At 74.0% G+C, this 17,481-nt stretch carries 14 protein-coding genes; 1 reads left to right on the top strand and 13 read right to left on the bottom strand.

The annotated features are described in order from the left end of the window. The 6 genes from ABT112_RS33465 to ABT112_RS33440 all read right to left on the bottom strand — a co-directional run. Nucleotides 1-1,467, bottom strand: a 1,467-nt coding sequence (locus ABT112_RS33465; protein ID WP_351515572.1) for a hypothetical protein, incomplete at its 3' end; no start/stop codon positions are given. A 14-nt stretch (nt 1,468-1,481) separates the two neighbouring features. Then, nucleotides 1,482-2,552 carry a hypothetical protein gene (locus ABT112_RS33460; RefSeq protein WP_351515571.1) on the bottom strand — a complete coding sequence of 357 codons (1,071 nt, stop codon included), beginning with the start codon at nt 2,550-2,552 and terminating at the stop codon, nt 1,482-1,484. A gap of 209 nt (nt 2,553-2,761) precedes the next feature. Further along, on the bottom strand, nt 2,762-3,859 hold the full coding sequence (locus ABT112_RS33455) for a COG1470 family protein (RefSeq protein ID WP_351515569.1): 1,098 nt from the start codon (nt 3,857-3,859) through the stop codon (nt 2,762-2,764). A gap of 414 nt (nt 3,860-4,273) precedes the next feature. Next, the gene (locus ABT112_RS33450) at nt 4,274-5,056 is read right to left on the bottom strand and encodes a peptidase (protein WP_351515568.1); all 783 of its coding nucleotides are present in this window, start codon (nt 5,054-5,056) and stop codon (nt 4,274-4,276) included. A gap of 152 nt (nt 5,057-5,208) precedes the next feature. After that, nucleotides 5,209-5,697, bottom strand: coding sequence for an ATP-binding protein (locus ABT112_RS33445; protein ID WP_351515567.1), 489 nt, complete (start codon nt 5,695-5,697; stop codon nt 5,209-5,211). 171 nt (nt 5,698-5,868) lie between these two features. Continuing rightward, nucleotides 5,869-6,249, bottom strand: coding sequence for an STAS domain-containing protein (locus ABT112_RS33440; protein ID WP_351515566.1), 381 nt, complete (start codon nt 6,247-6,249; stop codon nt 5,869-5,871). A 241-nt stretch (nt 6,250-6,490) separates the two neighbouring features. Between ABT112_RS33440 and ABT112_RS33435 the strand changes: the two genes are divergently transcribed. After that, nucleotides 6,491-7,459 carry an RNA polymerase sigma factor SigF gene (locus ABT112_RS33435; protein WP_351515565.1) on the top strand — a complete coding sequence of 323 codons (969 nt, stop codon included), beginning with the start codon at nt 6,491-6,493 and terminating at the stop codon, nt 7,457-7,459. A gap of 504 nt (nt 7,460-7,963) precedes the next feature. Here the strand turns inward: ABT112_RS33435 and ABT112_RS33430 are convergent. The 7 genes from ABT112_RS33430 to ABT112_RS33400 form a co-directional block, all read right to left on the bottom strand. Continuing rightward, on the bottom strand, nt 7,964-8,674 hold the full coding sequence (locus ABT112_RS33430) for a YoaK family protein (RefSeq protein ID WP_351515564.1): 711 nt from the start codon (nt 8,672-8,674) through the stop codon (nt 7,964-7,966). A gap of 207 nt (nt 8,675-8,881) precedes the next feature. After that, nucleotides 8,882-10,048 carry an imidazolonepropionase gene (hutI, locus tag ABT112_RS33425; RefSeq protein ID WP_351515563.1) on the bottom strand — a complete coding sequence of 389 codons (1,167 nt, stop codon included), beginning with the start codon at nt 10,046-10,048 and terminating at the stop codon, nt 8,882-8,884. Between the two features lie 407 nt (nt 10,049-10,455). Then, the gene (locus ABT112_RS33420; protein ID WP_351515562.1) at nt 10,456-11,826 is read right to left on the bottom strand and encodes a formimidoylglutamate deiminase; all 1,371 of its coding nucleotides are present in this window, start codon (nt 11,824-11,826) and stop codon (nt 10,456-10,458) included. Continuing rightward, nucleotides 11,817-13,034: an allantoate amidohydrolase gene (locus tag ABT112_RS33415; RefSeq protein WP_351515570.1), complete on the bottom strand. Its 1,218-nt coding sequence runs from the start codon at nt 13,032-13,034 to the stop codon at nt 11,817-11,819. Before ABT112_RS33415 ends, ABT112_RS33420 begins: the two co-directional genes overlap by 10 nt. Nucleotides 13,035-13,051: 17 nt before the next feature. Next, a complete protein-coding gene (gene hutU / locus ABT112_RS33410) occupies nt 13,052-14,716 on the bottom strand; it encodes a urocanate hydratase (protein ID WP_351515561.1) in 1,665 nt (554 codons plus the stop codon). A 368-nt stretch (nt 14,717-15,084) separates the two neighbouring features. Further along, nucleotides 15,085-16,179 carry a proline racemase family protein gene (locus ABT112_RS33405; RefSeq protein WP_351515560.1) on the bottom strand — a complete coding sequence of 365 codons (1,095 nt, stop codon included), beginning with the start codon at nt 16,177-16,179 and terminating at the stop codon, nt 15,085-15,087. After that, nucleotides 16,179-17,255, bottom strand: coding sequence for a dihydrodipicolinate synthase family protein (locus ABT112_RS33400; protein ID WP_351515559.1), 1,077 nt, complete (start codon nt 17,253-17,255; stop codon nt 16,179-16,181). Before ABT112_RS33400 ends, ABT112_RS33405 begins: the two co-directional genes overlap by 1 nt. Between the last annotated feature and the right edge of the window lie 226 nt (nt 17,256-17,481).

Raw genomic sequence — 17,481 nt, 5'->3', positions numbered from 1 at the left:
CGGACCGTCTCCCGGCACGACCGGAGCCCCGGCCGCGGCCTCCGGACCGTCACCGGGATCGCTGGAGCAGCAGACTTCCCACGGCGTGAAGGTGAAGACGGCGCCGCCGATCAGCGTGACGGTGCCCGCCACCAGGGCCAGCGCCCGCAGGCCTCCGTGGTCGCCCGCACCGGTCTCGGCGAGCCCGCCCCCGGCCGCGGCCGAGCCGCCCGCCGCGCCGGAACCGCCGCCCGTGGCACCGCCGGTGCCACCGCTCCCGCCGCCGGCGACCCCGCCCTGCTGGGCCGTGGTGTCCAGTTCGAGGGAGGCCCCCGGGTCCTTCTCCGGGGTGCAGGTGGTGGTCGTGCCCAGGGCCTTGACGGTCAGCACGCCCGGGGTGAGCGTGGCCTTGCCGCTCGCACCGGGTGTGTAGGTGCCCTTCAGGTCGGGGATCTCGATCGGCTCACCGGACTTGATGGGGTCCTTGTTGGTGGCGCCCTCCACGGTGACCGAGCCCTTGTCCGCGCCGCCGACCGTGACGGCCATGGACGGCTTGACGGAGTCGGCGGGGATGTCGGCCGGGCTGTCCATCACGGACTTGCCGAACTCGACGGTGAGACCGTACGCGCCGCCGTTCTTCCGGGCGTTGATCCGGACCGGGGAGGTCGCCTTCTTGTCACCGATCGGCGTCTTGCACGCGTAGTCGACCGAGACCTCCTTGCCCGGGTGATCCGTGCCGTCGGGGTCGCCCCCGCCGCCGGTCGTCCCGCCGCCCGTCGAACCGCCGGCCGTGCTACCGCCCCCGGTCGCGCCGCCGGCCGTCGAACCGCCGGAGGCCGAACTTCCGCCGGACGCACCGCCGCTGGAAGTCCCACCGGCTGTCGTCCCGCCGCTCGACGTCCCGCCCGCCGTGGTGCCGCCGGAGGTTCCGCCGCTCGAGGTGCCGCCCGACGTGCCGCCGCCGTCCGTGACCTTGATCGTCGCCCCGGGCTTGACCGTTTCCTTGGGCGAGCACTTGGTGTCCGTGGAGATCGGCTTGTTGACGTTGATGTTGTAGAAGCCGGGCGACACGGTCACCTCACCCGCCGCGGTCAGCTTCAGCTTTCCCTTCATCTCGGACAGCACCATCGGGCTGTTCTTGGGGATCGGCGGGTTCCGGCGCGGTCCTTCGACGGCCAGTTCACCGGTCTGCGCGCCGGCCACCGTCATCTTCCCGGTCGGCTGGACGGTGTCCTTCGACAGGTCGAGGATGCCGGGATTCCTGGAAGCGGCCTCGACCGTCTTCCACACCACTTCGACCTCGTCGCCCACCTTGGCCGTCGCCGGTGCCCGGACCTCCACCTTCGTGGTGCCCTGCACCGGATCCATTCCGGAGATCGGGGGCGGAACGCACTCCGTCGCGTAACTCACGTCGGCTGCCTGCGCCGGGCTCGCGGCGATCACGATCCCCGCGCCGCCGAGCATCAGCGCGACACCGGCCGCGCTCATCCTCCGTTGCGTGGTCACGTGTTTCCTTTCGTCGAGGGGTCATCGGACGGTGCGGAGACAGGGGTCGGTGAGCCGGGCAGCGTGTCCGGGCTGAACCAGGGCAGGTCACCGGCGCCGCCGTCCCCCGCCCGGTCCCGGCCGGCCTCCTCACCGGCACGTGGCTCCCCGGTCCGGGGCTTGCCGGCGGGTGGCTCCCCGGTGCGTGGCCTCCCGGAGCCGGGCGGCTTCCCGGTGTACGGCCTTCCGCCGCGCCGGGGTGGGGCCGGGTCCCGGAGCCGCCGGGTGCGGTGGCGTCCGGTGCGGGCCGGGGCGCGGGGGCGCACCCGGTCGACGACCGCCATCCCGATCCGGAAGACCGCGGCGGGCACGACGACGCAGAGCAGCAGCCAGAAGAGGGTGACGCCCCACGGGCGGCCCACGCCCCACGGCTGTTCGGTGAGGACGGTGTCGCCGTACTTCAGGGACACCAGGTAGTCGCCGTGCGCACCCGCGGACAGTTCCACCGGCAGCTCGATCCGGGCCCGGCGCCCGGCCGGTACGCTCCCCCGCCACTGCTGTTCCTCCCACGCGGGAGCGAACACCCCGTGCGACGTCCCCACCCGGAAGACCGGGTTCCGTACGGCCGCGGAGCCGACATTGCCGACGGTCAGCACGAGCCGGCGCTGCGGGGGCGCGCCGAACCAGGTCAGCAGCCCGCTCGACCCGTCCAGCCGCGCGTCGAGCACGGTGAGCCGGCCGGTGCCGCCCTCCCGGGGCAGCGGCTGCACCGGGTGCCCGGCGACGGCGAACGCGGCGTCCGCCGACGCCGCTTCGCCGTCCACGGTCGCCGCGTGGACCACGCACGGGCAGGGCTTGGGCGGTTCGCTCACCGGCAGTTCCCTGCGGAAGGTGCCGTCGGAGCGGGTGGTGACGGCGCGGCCGTCGGCGTTGGCGCAGGCGTTGGTCCCGCCGATCATGTTCTGCCCGCAGATGAGCAGAGTGAGCAGTGCCTTGGGCCGCCATCCCGTACCGCGGACGGTGATGCTGCCCCCGGCTCCGGCCTTCCTCTTCGACACGGTGACGGCGGGGGCCGGCTTCTTCGACACGCTGACGGCGGGGGCCGGCTTCTTCGGGGAACGGGCAGCCGGGGCGCCGGCGGGCCGCAGCGCGCGCCCGACGGCGGCTGTCGACGCGGCGGCGGAAGCGGTGACGGAGTCGGCAGCGGTACCGGTGGCGGCGCTGCTCGCCTGCACCGGGAGCAGCGCACAGAGGAGCACGGCGGCGAGGACGGCCACCGGCCGGGAACCGTCGCCGATCACCGTTCCGACCCCGTCCGCTCCCGCGTCGGGCCGTCCGTGTCCCGGTCCCACGGCCCGCCCCCTCGGCCACTCGCTTCGGGGCCGCTCCTACCTGGGCGACTCTCCTCCGGGTGATCCCCCTCGGGACGGCTCCCCTCAGGGCGGCTCCCCTCTCCGCTCTCGGCGGAGCAGGCCTCCTCGCGGCAGCTCCGGACGACACCGCGCCGCCGTCCGGAGGCCCGGACCCACCACGCTCCCGCGGCGGCCACCGGGCCGAGCAGCAGGGCGGCCGCGTACCGGGGGACTCCGGAGTACGGGGCGGTGGCCGTGGCGTGCGCGCCGCCCGCGGCGGTGGCGACGAGCCGGACGTCGACCGCGTCGAGCCGGGGTGCCCCGGCCCACCGCTCGGTGAGCCGGACCCGCCGCCCCGGTTCCAGCGTCAGCCGGAGCGGGCGCGCGTCCCGGCGCAGCACCTCACCGAACAGCCCCTCGGCCCGCACGGCGAGGCGCGGCCGGAGGACGGTGTTCCCGCGGTTGACGAGCGCGTAGCGGATCTCGGCGCCGGACCCGGTCCGGACGACCGCCACGTCCTCGACGGCCAGGGCGGGCAGTGTCGGCCCGGTGACCCGCAGATGGATCCGGACGTCCGCCGCGCGGCTGCCGCCGGTGACGGTGATCGCCCCGGACCGCTCGCCGGGGACGGCGTCCGGGGCGACGCCGACGGTGAACGGGATGTCGGCGCGGGTCCGGGCCGGGATCCGCACCGCCGCCGCGGCGAAGGAGACCCGGACGCCGGGGCCGGTCTCCGGGCCGGTGCGCCCGCGTAACCGGACGGTGCGGGCCCGGTCGGCGCGGTTGGTGACCGAGAGCCGGTCCTGGAGCACCGCCCCGGGCCGGCCCTCCAGGTAGACGTAACGCCGCCGGTCCGTCCGGGGCCCGCCCGCGCCGCCGGACGCGGGGGCGACCGACCAGTCCGGTCCGCCCGCCGGCCGTTCCGGGGCGCCGGGCCCGGCGGCAGCCGCGGGGCGCGGGCCCAGCGGCCCGCACAGCACGGTCAGAGCGGCCGCGGACAGGGTGGCGGCGCACAGGACGGCGCTGCGCGGGCGGGGCGGCATCGGCGGCTCCAGAGGTTCGCTCGCGGGTGGACAGGCGGGGCCCCGGGCCGCCGCGCGGTCCGAGGCGCATCCGGCCGCGACAGCCGCCCCGGGCGGGCAGCTGGGGCAGTCGGGTGGATCCGGCGGGCGGCTGGCTCCGTCGCGCGGATTCGGCGGGCGGCTGGGGCTGTCGTGCGGATTCGGCGGGCGGCTGGGGCTGTTTACGGACCGGACAGGCGGCTGGGGCAGTCGGGCGGACCGGGCGGAATCCGGGAGCGGACGGGCCCGGTGCCGGGACGCCCCCGTGGTGGCCGGGGGCCTCCCATGGCGCAGGCGGGAGTCATGACCGAGCCGTGGCGACCGACGACACCGCGGCGAGGCATGGTGCGGCCCCCGCGATCCCGGCCCGCCCCGGCCCGGTCCGGACGAGCGCCCCTAACGGGCCGGCCGCTGGTTCCGCCGGGTCAGCCAGAGCGCGCCGGCCACCCCGCTGAGCAGCACCGTCCCGCCCAGCGTGCCCAGCGCGACCGCCGAGTCGGCCGGTCCGGTCTGCGGCAGCGCGTCACCGCCCGACGGGCCCGCGGGCGCGCCCCCGGAGCCCGCCGTACCGGAGCCGGAACCCCCGCCCGAACCCGAGCCGGTGCCTGAGCCGCCGCCCGAGCCGGAGCCGGTGCCGGAGCCCCCGCCCGTGCCCGTGCCCTGCACATCGAGCGTCAGCGACGGCCCGGGGTTGTTCTTGGGCGTGCAGGTGGTGGTGGTGCCCAGCGCCTTGATGGTGAGGGTGGAGGCGGTGAAGGTGACCTTGCCGCTCGCCTTCGGCCGGTACGTGCCCGACAGGTCGGTGATCTTGATGGGGGTGTTGGCGGGGATCGCCTCGGGGTTCGGCGGCCCCGAGACGGGCAGCGTGCCGCTCTCCGCGCCGCCCAGCTTGATCAGCGCACTCGGGTTCATCGCGCCCTTGCCCAGCTCCACAGGGCTGGAGGAGACGCCCTTCCGGAAGGACATGGTGAGCTTGTACGAGCTGCCGCTCTTGACGCTCTTGATGTCGATCGGCGACACCGCGCTCTTGTCCCCGATCGGCGTCTTGCACTGGTAGTTGACGTCCACGACATCGGCATGGGCGGCCGGAGCCGCCCAGAGCGCGGCGGACCCGGCCACTGCCGCGGCCACCGCGAGAGCGCCCCCGCGGCCGGCCGGACGGCGTTTCGTGTGGGACACCTCGGGCTCCCCTCTCGGCGCGTGCCGCCCGGCGACGTTTGCTGACGGCACATCAGATCGGGCGCCGACAGTACGCCGGGCCCGTCAAGGAGGGAAGACAAAGAACACGCCGGATCGGCGTGTTCGGAGAAAGAGCGGTGACGCCGGCGGCGCTAGGCCGGTGCGGCCAGCTCCGCCCAGACGGTCTTGCCGGTGCCGCCGTCGGGGTTGCGCACGACACCCCAGTCCAGGCACAGCCGCTGGACGATGAACATGCCGTGGCCTCCGGGCCGGCCGGCCCGGTGCGGGGTGCGCGGCGCCGGGGAGCCCGTCCCCAGGTCGACGACCTCGAGGCGGAGCACCTTCCCGACACAGCCGACCCGCAGCTCCTCGGGGCCCTCGGCGTGCAGGCAGGCATTCGTGACCAGCTCGGAGACGACGAGCAGGACGTCCTCGGCCGCGGCGCGCTGGTCGCCGGTGGACGCGGGCAGCCAGCCCCAGTCGTAGAGCGCCTGCCGCGTGAAGTCCCGGGCACTCGGGACGATGCCGCTGGCTCCATTGAGTCGCAGCCTGCGCACCTGTCCGGCCGCGGGAACGGCTGGGGAAGCACCGTCCGACTCCGGGCCACGATCGCCCGGCGAGTACGGCCGAGTGGTGCTCATCAGTGCTTCACCTCACCGATTCGCCGATAGGCAGGTAACGAGTACCTGACGGATTCATCAGATTCAGCTGTCTCCTGCCCGACCGATCGGTGAGAACACCCACTTCTTCGGTACGAAACGTGTGACGCATATAACGGCGCTCATCACGCCCCCGAGCGGAGAGGGGAACGATCAGTCGGTCGGCGAGTCGGCGAGCGCCTCGTCCAGGGTGTCGTGCACGGTGAAGACCGCTTCCGCACCCGTGATCTCGAACACTCTCGCCACCACGGGGAGCATGCCGGTCAGGTGCACGCCACCCCCTGCCGCCTCGGCCTTCAGTCTGGCACCGAGCAGCACATTGAGGCCGGTGGAATCGCAGAACTCCAGCTGTGAGCAGTCGACGACCAGGCGCGAACGCCCCTGGTCCACGCACTCCTCCAGCGGCTCACGCAGCAGCTCGGCAGTGTGGTGGTCGAGCTCACCCGCAGGCGTCACGACAGCGCTGGACCCGTGGTGCCGAACCTCGACCTGGAGTCGGCCCCGACTGGTACTGCCGACCATCCCGCGGTCCATGCGCACCCCTTCTGGTTGCTTGCGACGGCGCACTGAGAACCCTACGCCTTCGATACGCCGTCTGGTAGCCGAACATCCCCTCGAAACGGTCATACCGCCACATTCCGGCCTTGCTTTGTTCGGGTCCGACCGGGTAGGGCTAGTAGGGACACGTTCAACCACGGCCGGCTCGGAGGCGCCGCACACCGCAGTAGGAGATATCGGCATCGGCAGCCATACGCCGAGAATGATGGAGGAGACCATGTCACCCCGGCTCGACGCACCGCGCACCGTTGACAGCGCCCATGAAAGCGCACGGACCGCGACGTCGACAACCGCCCCCTCCCCCCGGCGGGTGGACCCCCTGACCGAGCAGATCGACACCGAGCAGGTCGAATACGAGCTCCAGGGCCACAGCGAGGACGTCCTCGCCGAGCTTCCCGAGATCCCGCCTTTCGACGAGGTGGGCGCCGTGGACGCACGGGCCCTGTCCAAGACGCTCTTCGCCCGACTCGAATCGCTCGAGGAGGGGACGCACGAGTACGCGTACGTCCGCAACACCCTGGTCGAGCTCAACCTCGCCCTGGTGAAGTTCGCGGCCTCCCGGTTCCGCTCCCGCAGCGAGCCGATGGAGGACATCGTCCAGGTCGGCACCATCGGGCTGATCAAGGCGATCGACCGCTTCGAACTCAGCCGCGGCGTCGAGTTCCCCACCTTCGCGATGCCGACGATCATCGGCGAGATCAAGCGGTTCTTCCGGGACACCAGCTGGTCCGTGCGCGTACCGCGGCGGCTCCAGGAGCTGCGCCTGGACCTGGCCAAGGCCGGGGACGAACTGGCGCAGAAGCTGGACCGGGCGCCCACGGCGGGCGAGCTCGCCGAGCGCCTCGGGATCACCAAGGACGAGGTCGCCGAGGGCATGGCCGCGAGCAACGCGTACACCGCGAGCTCGCTGGACGCCCAGCCCGAGGAGGACGACACCGAGGGCGCGCTGGCGGACCGGCTCGGCTACCAGGACCACGGCCTCGAAGGCATCGAGTACGTCGAGTCGTTGAAGCCGCTGATCGCCGAACTGCCGCAGCGGGACCGCAGGATCCTGTCGATGCGCTTCGTCAGCAACATGACGCAGTCCGAGATCGGCGAGGAGCTGGGCATCTCGCAGATGCACGTGTCCCGGCTGCTGTCGCGGACGTTGGGCCGGCTGCGCAAGGGCCTGATGATCGAGGAGTGACCCGCGGCGGGACGCGCCCGGAGCCGGATCCCTCGGGATTCCGGCGCTGCCGACGTCCTGCGACGCGCGGGTGAGCACAGGGCGCCGTCGGGTGCCGTGGACGGCCGTATGCCGTCCGTGGCCCGGCGGCGCTTTTCGCTGTCCCGCTCCCCGTCCCTGTCCCGCTCCCCGTCCGGGGGCGGGAAGCCGACCGGCCGCAGGAAGCCACCCGGCATCGGGAAGCTGCGCGAGCGCGGGAAGCCGTCCGGTGGCGGGACGCTTCCCGGGCGTGGGAGGCCGTCCGGTGGCGGGAGGCTGCAGAAGCACCGTGAGGCTGCCGTCCTGTTGTTCGGCCGTCGTGTCGTTCGGTGGTACCGGGCGGCGCACCCCGGCGCGCGCCGCCGCTGTCTTCCTTGACGCTCGCCTGCCCGGGTGCCGCGCCGTCATGCCTGCCGGAGCGCACGGAAACGGCGCACGGCTCAGCCCTCTTGGCCCGGAGGGCTCAGCCCTCTTGGCCCGGAGGGCTCAGCCCTCTCGGCCCGGAGGATGGCGGGGAGCGACGCCGTACACGAGCGCGACGGCCAGCACCACGACGGCGGCCACCAGCAGCACTCCCGGGGCGTGCCGGCCCTCGTGCAGCAGCCAGGCGCCCACGAGGCCCCCAACGAACATCGCGGCCACCGACGCCGTGCGGCGGAGCGCGGGATGGACGGCTTCGCCCGCTCCGGGTGTCCGTCCCACCGGCGGGCCGTTGAGCAGCGCGGTCAGGGCCCGAGTCTCCACCGTGGTCGGCAGGTCCGGGACCCCCGCCCGGAGCGTGGTGACGTTGCGCAGCCCCATGGCGAGGGCCATCAGCGTGATCAGCGCGTAGCGGTGGGTCGTGAGCGGTTCGCCGGAGCGGTCGCTTCCCCAGGCCACGAGGGCGGCGCCGCCGAGGAGGACGGCCTCGGTCAGGAGGGCGCCGAGGAACCAGCGCCGGCGTACCGCGTCCGCCTTCGCCTCCAGCCGGGCGCCGAGAACGGCGCCGACCGCGAACGCGCCGAGGGAGAGCCCCGACGCCGCGGCCGAGAGGGCGCCCTCGCCGGCCAGGGCGAAGCCGAGGAACAACAGGTTCCCGGTCTGCATCGCCGTGAAGACCTGGCCCAGTGCGAGGAAGCTGACGGCTTCGATCATCCCGGTGGTCACGGTGAGCGCCACCATGGCCGCCACCAGGAGCGTTCCGCGTGTCGCCTGCAAGGACGCGGCTCCTTCCCGGTCCCGGGCGAGGTTCCGGGCGAGGGTCCCGGGTGAGCGGGACGCCCGGCCGCCGCGTGCCCGCCTCCGCCCGGACACCGTATGCCGGTACCGGCGGAGGCCGGGGCGACACGCCTGGCCCGCCGCCGGGGAGGCCACGTCCGGGCGTCGGGGGGCGCGGTGGCGGGAGGACGCGGTGCCCGGGGTCGGTCAGACGAGTTCGCCGCGGTGCCAGACGGCCGAGACGAGCGGGACGCCGGGCCGGTACGCGAGGTGGACGTGCGAGGGCGCGTCGAGCAGGACCAGGTCGGCGCGGGCGCCGGGGCTGATCCGGCCGACGTCGGTGCGGCGCAGCGCCGCCGCGCCGCCCGCGGTCGCCGACCACACCGCCTCGTCGGGCGTCATGCCCATGTCCCGTACGGCGAGGGCGATGCAGAAGGCCATGGAGCTGGTGAACGAGGAGCCGGGGTTGCAGTCCGGGGAGAGCGCGACCGTGGCGCCCGCGTCGAGCAGCCGGCGCGCGTCGGGGTACGTCGCGCGGGTGGAGAACTCGGCGCCGGGCAGCAGCGTCGCCACCGTCCCGCTCTGGGCGAGGGCGTCGACGTCGGCGTCGGTGAGGTGGGTGCAGTGGTCGGCCGAGGCGGCGCCGAGTTCGACGGCGAGCTGGACTCCCGGGCCGTAGGACAGCTGGTTGGCGTGGACCCGGGGGATCAGGCCGCGGGCGGCACCGGCGGTGAGGATCGCGCGGGCCTGGTCGCCGTCGAAGGCGCCCTGCTCGCAGAAGACGTCGATCCACCGCGCGTGCGGAGCGCAGGCGTCGAGCATCGGGCCGGTGACGAGGCCGACGTACGCGGCGGGGTCGTCGGCGAACTCGGGGGCCACGATGTGCGCGCCGAGGAAGGTCACCTCGTCGGTGTGGGCGGCGGCGATGCTCAGCGACCGGACCTCGTCCTCGGTGGTGAGGCCGTATCCGGACTTGATCTCGAGGGTGGTGGTGCCCTGGCCGAGGGCCTCCCGCACGTAGCGGGCGGCGTTGGCGTCGAGGACGTCGTTCGAGGCGGCGCGGGTGGCGGCGACGGTGGTGCGGATGCCGCCCGCGGTGTAGCCGCGGCCCGACATACGGGCGTTGAACTCCTCGGTGCGGTCGCCCGCGAAGACCACGTGGGAGTGGGAGTCGACGAACCCGGGGAGGGCCGCACGGCCGCCGGCGTCGACCCGGTTGTCAGTGGCGGGTGCTGAACTGGACGCACCGACCCAGGCGATGCGGTCGTCGTCGATGACGACCGCCGCGTCCTGGATCAGCCCGAGGGGGCCCGAGCCGAGGGAGGGGTCGTTGGTGACGAGGCCGGCGATGTGGGTGATGGCGGTGGTGGCCATATGCGCGCTGTGCTCCTTCAGCCGCGGGTGGTTCGGGGGCGGGGCGATCGGACGGGGGCCGGGCAGGCGCGGGGCTGCCGGGGGCGGGGCGGTCGGGGGCTCGATGGTCGGGGGCTGGGTGGTCGGGGGCTGGGTGGTCAGGGGCTGGGTGGTCAGGGGCTGGGTGGTCAGGGGCTGGGTGGTCTGGCGCTCTGTGGCCGGGGACGGGGCGGTCGGCGGCGGTGTGGTCGGGCGCTCTGTGGCCGGGTCCGGCGTGGCCCTGTCCGGCGTGGCGCTGCCCGGCGTCGTCCGGTCCAGGGCCGTCCGGTCCAGGGTCTTCGGGTCCGGCGTCGTCCGGGCCGGCGGGCGGGCCGGGGCCGGCGGTTCCGGCCGGTTCCGGACCGCCGGGGAAGCCGGCTTCCGGTCCGTCAGGTGCGCAGGGCCGCGACCGCGTCGGACAGGGCCGTCGGGACGTCCGGGACGAGCTGATGGGTTCCGTCGCGGACGATGTGACGGCCCGCCACCACGGTGTGCCGGACATCGGCGTTCGTCGCGGCGAATACCGCCGTCTCGGCACCGAGCCGGGGCACCGGTCCGGCGGTGCGGACGGAGTCCAGGGCGATCGTCGTGAGGTCGGCGAGCCCGCCCTCCTCGATGCGTCCGGCCTCCGTCCAGCCGAGCGAGGCGTGGCCCTGTTCGGTGGCGGCCCGCAGCAGTTGGGACGCCGTCCAGTGGCCCCGGGCGCGGGTGCGCAGCCGCTCGTCCAGCTCCATCGCCCGGGCCTCCTCCAGCAGGTCGATGACGGCGTGGCTGTCGCTGCCGAGGCTGAGCCGGCTGCCGGCGTCCTGGAGCCGTTTGGCCGGTCCGATGCCGTCGGCGAGGTCGCGCTCGGTGGTGGGGCACATGCACACGCCGGTGGACGAGCCGCCGAGCAGGGCGATGTCCTCCGCCGAGAGATGGGTGGCGTGGACGGCGGTGGTGCGGGGGCCGAGGACCCCGTGGTCGGCGAGGAGCCGGGTGGGGGTGACACCGTGGACGGAGCGGCAGCTGTCGTTCTCCGCGGTCTGTTCGGAGAGGTGGACATGGAGGGGCGCCGCGCGGTCCTGGGCCCACTGGGCGACGGTGCGGAGCTCGGCCGCCGGGACGGCCCGGACGGAGTGGATAGCGGCGCCGATCCGGGCGTGGCTGCCGTGGTCGGCATCGGCGAGGGCCGAGACCCGCTCCGCCCAGCTCTCGGCGCTGCCGTCGCTGAACCGGAGCTGGTGCCGGTTGGGGGCGACGCCCCGGCCGCGCTTGCCGATGTCGGAGGAGAGATAGCAGGTGTCGAGGAGCGTGATGCGGATGCCGGCCTCGGCCGCGGCGCGGATCAGCGCCTCCCCCATGGCGTTCGCGTCGTCGTACCGCGCGCCGCCGGGGGCGTGGTGCACATAGTGGAACTCGCCGACCGCGGTGACGCCGGCGAGCGCCATCTCGGCGTAGACGGCCCGGGCGAGATCGAAGTAGCTGTCGGGGGTGAGCCCGGCGGCGAACTGGTACATGATCTCGCGCCAGGTCCAGAAGGTGCCGGAGCCGACCTGGACGGTGCCGCGCAGCGCGCGGTGGAAGGCGTGCGAGTGGACGTTGGCCAGCCCGGGGACGGTCAGGCCGCGCAGCGCGACCGATCCCGGGGGCGGGGCCGGCACGCCGGTGCGCACGGCGGTGATCCGCCCGTCGGCGGCCGTGCCGATGATCACTGACGGCTCCACCACGCCGTTCAGCCAGGCGTGTTCCGCCCAGTAGGTCTGCGCCGTCAGCGACACGCGAGGCCCTCCAGTACGTCGGCGAGTGCGCTCACCCCGGCGAGGCAGTCGTCCTCGGCGGCCGTCTCGGCGGGTGAGTGCGAGACGCCCGTGGGGTTCCGTACGAACAGCATGGCGGTGGGCACCGAGGCGGACAAAATACCCGCGTCGTGTCCCGCGCCGGTGGGCAGCACCGGGACGGGGGTGCCGTCCCGGCCCAGCAGGGCCGCGAGCTTGTCCCGGAGACCGTGCTCGAACTCGACCACGGGGGTGAAGGATTCACGGGTGACCTCGACCGCGACGCCGTCCCGGGAGCCGCGCCCGGTGGCGGCGCGCTCGATCTCGCCGACGACGGCGTCGAGCGTCTCCTCGTCCGGCGCCCTGGAGTCGAGCCAGCCACGGACGAGGGAGGCGATGGCGTTGACCCCGTTGGGTTCCACCGCGACCTTGCCGAACGTGGCGAGCGCACCGGTCCGCACCGCTGCCGCACGGGCCGCGAGGACCGTCTCGGCGTAGGTGAGCATCGGGTCGCGGCGGTCCTCGATCCGGGTCGTCCCCGCGTGGTTGGCCTCGCCCCGGAAGTCGAAGCGCCAGCGGCCGTGCGGCCAGATCGCGGACGCCACCCCCACCGGCGACCCGTCGGGGGCACCGTCCGACGGCAGGGCGAGCGCCCGGCCCTGTTCGACGTGGAGCTCGACGAAGGCGCCGATGCGGGCGAGCCGCTCGGGGTCGGGCCCGATGCCCGCCGGGTCGTATCCGGCGCGCTCCATGGCCTGCGGGAGGCTGACGCCGTCGGCGTCCCGCAGCTCATGGGCCCGCTCCGGGGTGAGCTGCCCCGCGGCGAGCCGGGAGCCGACGCAGGCGAGCCCGAAGCGGGCGCCCTCCTCGTCCCCGAAGTTGGTGATCGCCAGCGGCCGGTCGGGACGCGCGCCGCGGGCGCGCAGCTCGTCGAGGGCCGCGAAGGACGCGACCACGCCGAGCGGGCCGTCGAACGCGCCGCCGTCCGGCACGGAGTCCAGGTGGGAGCCGGTGACCACGGCGTTCCCGGCCTCCGGGTCGCCCAGCCAGGCCCACTGGTTGCCGTTCCGGTCCAGCTCGTAGGCCAGGCCCCGGGACTCGGCCTGGGCCCGGAACCAGGCCCGGCAGTCGGCGTCGGCCCCGGTCCAGGCGTAGCGGCGGTAGCCGCCGGTGGCGGAGCTGCGGCCGATGGGCAGCAGCTCCGCCCACATCTCGTGGAAGGAGGAGCTCAACGGGACTCGCCCTCACGCATCGGGACGCGCACGCCACGCTCCCCGGCGATCTCGTCGGCCCGGTCGTAGCCCGCGTCGACATGGCGGATGACACCCATGCCCGGGTCGTTGGTGAGCACCCGGCGGATCTTCTCCCCGGCGAGCGCGGTGCCGTCGGCGACCGTGACCTGACCCGCATGCAGCGAACGGCCCATGCCGACCCCGCCGCCGTGGTGGATCGAGACCCAGGAGGCGCCGGAGGCCACGTTGACCATGGCGTTCAGCAGCGGCCAGTCGGCGATCGCGTCCGAGCCGTCGAGCATGGCCTCGGTCTCCCGGTACGGGGAGGCGACGGAGCCGCAGTCGAGGTGGTCGCGGCCGATGGCCAGCGGCGCCTGGAGGGTGCCGTCGGCGACCATCTCGTTGAACCGCTCCCCCGCCCGGTCCCGCTCCCCGTAGCCCAGCCAGCAGATCCGCGCGGGCAGGCCCTGGAAGTGGACCCGCTCCCCGGCCATCTTGATCCAGCGGGCCAGGGACTCGTTCTCCGGGAAGAGGTCGAGCATCGCCTTGTCGGTGGCCGCGATGTCCTTCGGGTCGCCGGACAGCGCCGCCCAGCGGAACGGCCCCTTGCCCTCGCAGAACAGCGGCCGGATGTACGCGGGGACGAAGCCGGGGAAGGCGAACGCCCGCTCGTAGCCCGCGAGCTGGGCCTCACCGCGGATCGAGTTGCCGTAGTCGAAGACCTCGGCGCCCGCGTCCAGGAAGCCCACCATCGCCTCGACGTGCCGGGCCATGGACTCCCGGGCCCGCTGGGTGAACTCGGCGGGCTTCTCCGCCGCGTAGGACGCCATGTCGGCGAAGTCGACGCCGAGCGGGAGGTAGGCGAGCGGGTCGTGGGCGGAGGTCTGGTCGGTGACGATGTCGATCGGCGCGCCCTCGGCGAGCATCCGCGGCAGCAGCTCGGCGGCGTTGCCGAGCAGCCCGATGGAGAGCGGCTTGCGCCGGTCGCGGGCGTCGGTGGCCAGGGCGAGCGCGTGCTCCAGGCTGTCCGCCCGGACGTCCAGGAAGCGGTGCTCGATCCGGCGCTCGATGGCGCGCGGGTCGCAGTCGATGCAGATCGCGACGCCGTCGTTCATGGTCACCGCGAGCGGCTGGGCGCCGCCCATGCCGCCGAGACCGGCGGTGAGCGTGATCGTCCCGGCCAGGCTGCCGCCGAACTTCTTCGCGGCGACCGCGGCGAACGTCTCGTAGGTGCCCTGGAGAATGCCCTGGGTGCCGATGTAGATCCAGGAACCGGCCGTCATCTGGCCGTACATGGTCAGGCCGAGCGCTTCGAGCCGCCGGAACTCCTCCCAGTTGGCCCAGTCGCCCACCAGGTTGGAGTTGGCGATCAGCACCCGCGGCGCCCACTCGTGGGTCTGCATGACGCCGACCGGACGGCCGGACTGGACGAGCATCGTCTCGTCCTGCTTCAGCGTCCGCAGGGTGCGGACCATGGCGTCGAAGGAGCGCCAGTCGCGGGCCGCCTTGCCGGTGCCGCCGTAGACCACGAGCTGGTCCGGGTGCTCGGCCACCTCGGGGTCGAGGTTGTTCTGCAGCATCCGCAGGGCGGCCTCCTGCTGCCACCCCGGAGTGCTCAGTTCCGTACCACGCGGTGCTCGCACGGGTCGCGGTCCTGACATCGGCACTGCCTCCCTGCCATCGGTCCGCGCCCGTCCGCCGGAGGCGGGGAGCGGAACCCTACTGAGTCGGACACTTCTGCATGGGCACCGGTGAGTACGGCACCTTCGAATAGCGCGCCTTTGAATAGCGCACTGCACATACTCCTTGGGTGAATAGGAGTAGTCAACAGGCGGAGGCGGCGGCACGGCGGAAATCCCGCGGCCCTGATGCCGAGCGCTCGGCCGGGAGGGGCGGGGTGGGGTGGGGGTGTGGGTTGGGCGGGGTGGTGCGCTTCGGGCCGGTGGGCGTGGACCGTGGATCATCGCCCCGGCCGGACAGGGGTGGCTCCGGCCGGGGACGTGCCGGCGCTGCCCGGCGCTGCCCGGCCCTACAGGGTGAAGCCGGACGGGAACGGGTCCGAGGGGTCCAGCAGGTACTGGCCCATGCCGGTGATCCACGCGCGGCCCGTGACGGTCGGGACGACGGCCTCCCTCCCGCCGACCTCTGCCGTGCCGACCAGACGGCCGGTGAAGCGGGTGCCGATGAACGACTCGTTGACGAAGTCCCGGTGCAGCGGCAGGTCGCCGCGGGCGTGGAGCTGCGCCATGCGGGCGCTGGTGCCGGTGCCGCACGGGGAGCGGTCGAACCAGCCGGGGTGGATGACCATGGCGTTTCGGGCGTGGCTGAGGGGGGTGGGGTCGGGGGCTGTGGGTTCGAGGGCCGTGGATTCGGGGGCCGTGGATTCGGGGGCTGTGGGTCCGGGTGCTGTGGGTCTGGGGGCCGCCGTTCCGGGGGCCGTGAACTGGACGTGGTGGCAGCCCGAGATCGCCGGGTCCTCCCGGTGCACCGGCCGCCGCTCCTTGTTGATCGCCGCCATGAGGTCGAGGCCCGCGGCGAGGATCCGGTCCTTGTGCTCCCGGGAGAACGGGATGCCGAGCCGTTCGAGCGGAACGACAGCGTAGAAGTTGCCGCCGTACGCCATGTCGTAGCGGACCTCCCCCAGGCCGGGCACCCGGACGGCCGCGTCCAGCTCGTCCGCGTACGACGGCACGTTCCGCAGCGTGACGTGCTCCGCCCGCCCGTCCCGGACGGCCACCCGGACCTCGACGAGACCGGCGGGCGTGTCCAGCCGCACCGTGGTCACCGGCTCGGTCACCTCGACCATGCCGGTCTCCACCAGCACCGTCGCCACCCCGATCGCGCCGTGCCCGCACATCGGCAGACAGCCGGAGACCTCGATGAACAGCACGCCCCAGTCCGCGTCCGGCCGGGTCGGCGGCTGGAGGATCGCGCCGCTCATCGCCGCGTGGCCGCGCGGCTCGTTCACCAGCAACTGCCGGATGTGGTCGAGGTGTTCGACGAAGTACCGGCGCCGGTCGGCCATCGTGTCGCCGGGGATCGGGCCGACCCCGCCGGTGACGACCCGGGTGGGCATCCCCTCGGTGTGCGAGTCGACCGCGCTGAAGTACCGGGCCGCTCGCATCAGTCGGCCTTCGTCGGGATCGGCCCGGGTGTCCTGGAGGTCGGTCCGGACGTGTTGGGCATCGACTCGGACGGGTTGGGGAGCGGCCCGGACGTGTGGGGCAGTGGCCCGGCCTCGGAGCGCTCCAGTGACGCGATGGCCTGCCGCAGGTCTGCGTCGAGGCGGGCGAGAGACTCCCCGGTCAGCGGACCGCGCGGCGGACGGCTCGGGCCGCCGTACCGGCCGACGAGATCCATTCCCCGCTTGATGGCCTGCACGAACTCGGTGCGCGAATCCCACCGGAAGGCCGCGACCAGGGGTTCGTAGAGCGCCCGCGCCTCGGTGAGCTTTCCCGCCCGCGCCAGGTCGTAGAGGCGTACGCACTCGGCGGGGAAGACGTTCGGGAAGCCCGCGAACCAGCCGGTGGCCCCCATCAGCAGGGCCTCCAGCACCAGGTCGTCGGCGCCGGCGACGACGGCGAGCCGCGGTGCCTGCTCCTGGATGTGCAGGATGCGGCGGATGTCCCCGGAGAACTCCTTGACCGCCACGACGTTGTCGATCGCGGCGATCTCGCGCAGCATCTCGGGGGTCAGGTCGACCTTGGTGTCGATCGGGTTGTTGTACGCCATGACCGGCAGGCCCGCCTTCGCCACCTCGGTGAAGTGGTGGACCACCTCGGCGGTGCCGGCCCGGTACATCGTCGGCGGCAGGACCAGCACCCCGTCCGCCCCGTCCTCGGCGGCGAGTTCGGCCCAGTGGCGGGCCTGGTGCGCACCGGGGCCGTGGGCTCCGACGACGACGGCCGCGTCCCGGCCGACCGCCTCGACGGCCGTCCGGGCTACGGCGCGGCGCTCGGCGTCGGTGAGCGAGGAGTACTCCCCGAGGGAGCCGTTGGGGCCCACGCCGTCGCAGCCGTTGTCGACCAGCCAGCGGCAGTGCTCGGCGTAGCGGTCGAGGTCGGGGCGGAGGGCGGCGGGGGCGGTGGGGGTCTCGGTGTAGGGGAGGGCGGTCGCGACGATGACGCCGGTGAGGGGGTGGGGGTTGGGGGTGGGGGCGGGGTGGCCGGGGTTACGGGTGTGGGCTGTGTCGGGGGGCATGGTGGCGGTCCTCCTCGGGGGTGTGGAGCGCGGAGTTGTGGTGCGGGGGTCTGGTTCCGGGGGCGCGGGGGGCCCTGCGGATGCCGGGTGTCGTTGCCGGGTGCGGGGTGTCGTTGCCGGGTGCGGGTGGTCTTGGGTTTCGGGGGTGGGGGCTCCGGGGTGGGGGGTTCCGGAACGTATATTTACGGCCCTGGGGGCCACAAATACACGGAAGTTTCCGGAACCG

This window comes from Streptomyces sp. NPDC002055, assembly GCF_040296705.1.
In the GTDB taxonomy this organism is placed as follows: domain Bacteria; phylum Actinomycetota; class Actinomycetes; order Streptomycetales; family Streptomycetaceae; genus Streptomyces.
This window is presented reverse-complemented; position numbering and strand designations above follow the sequence as displayed.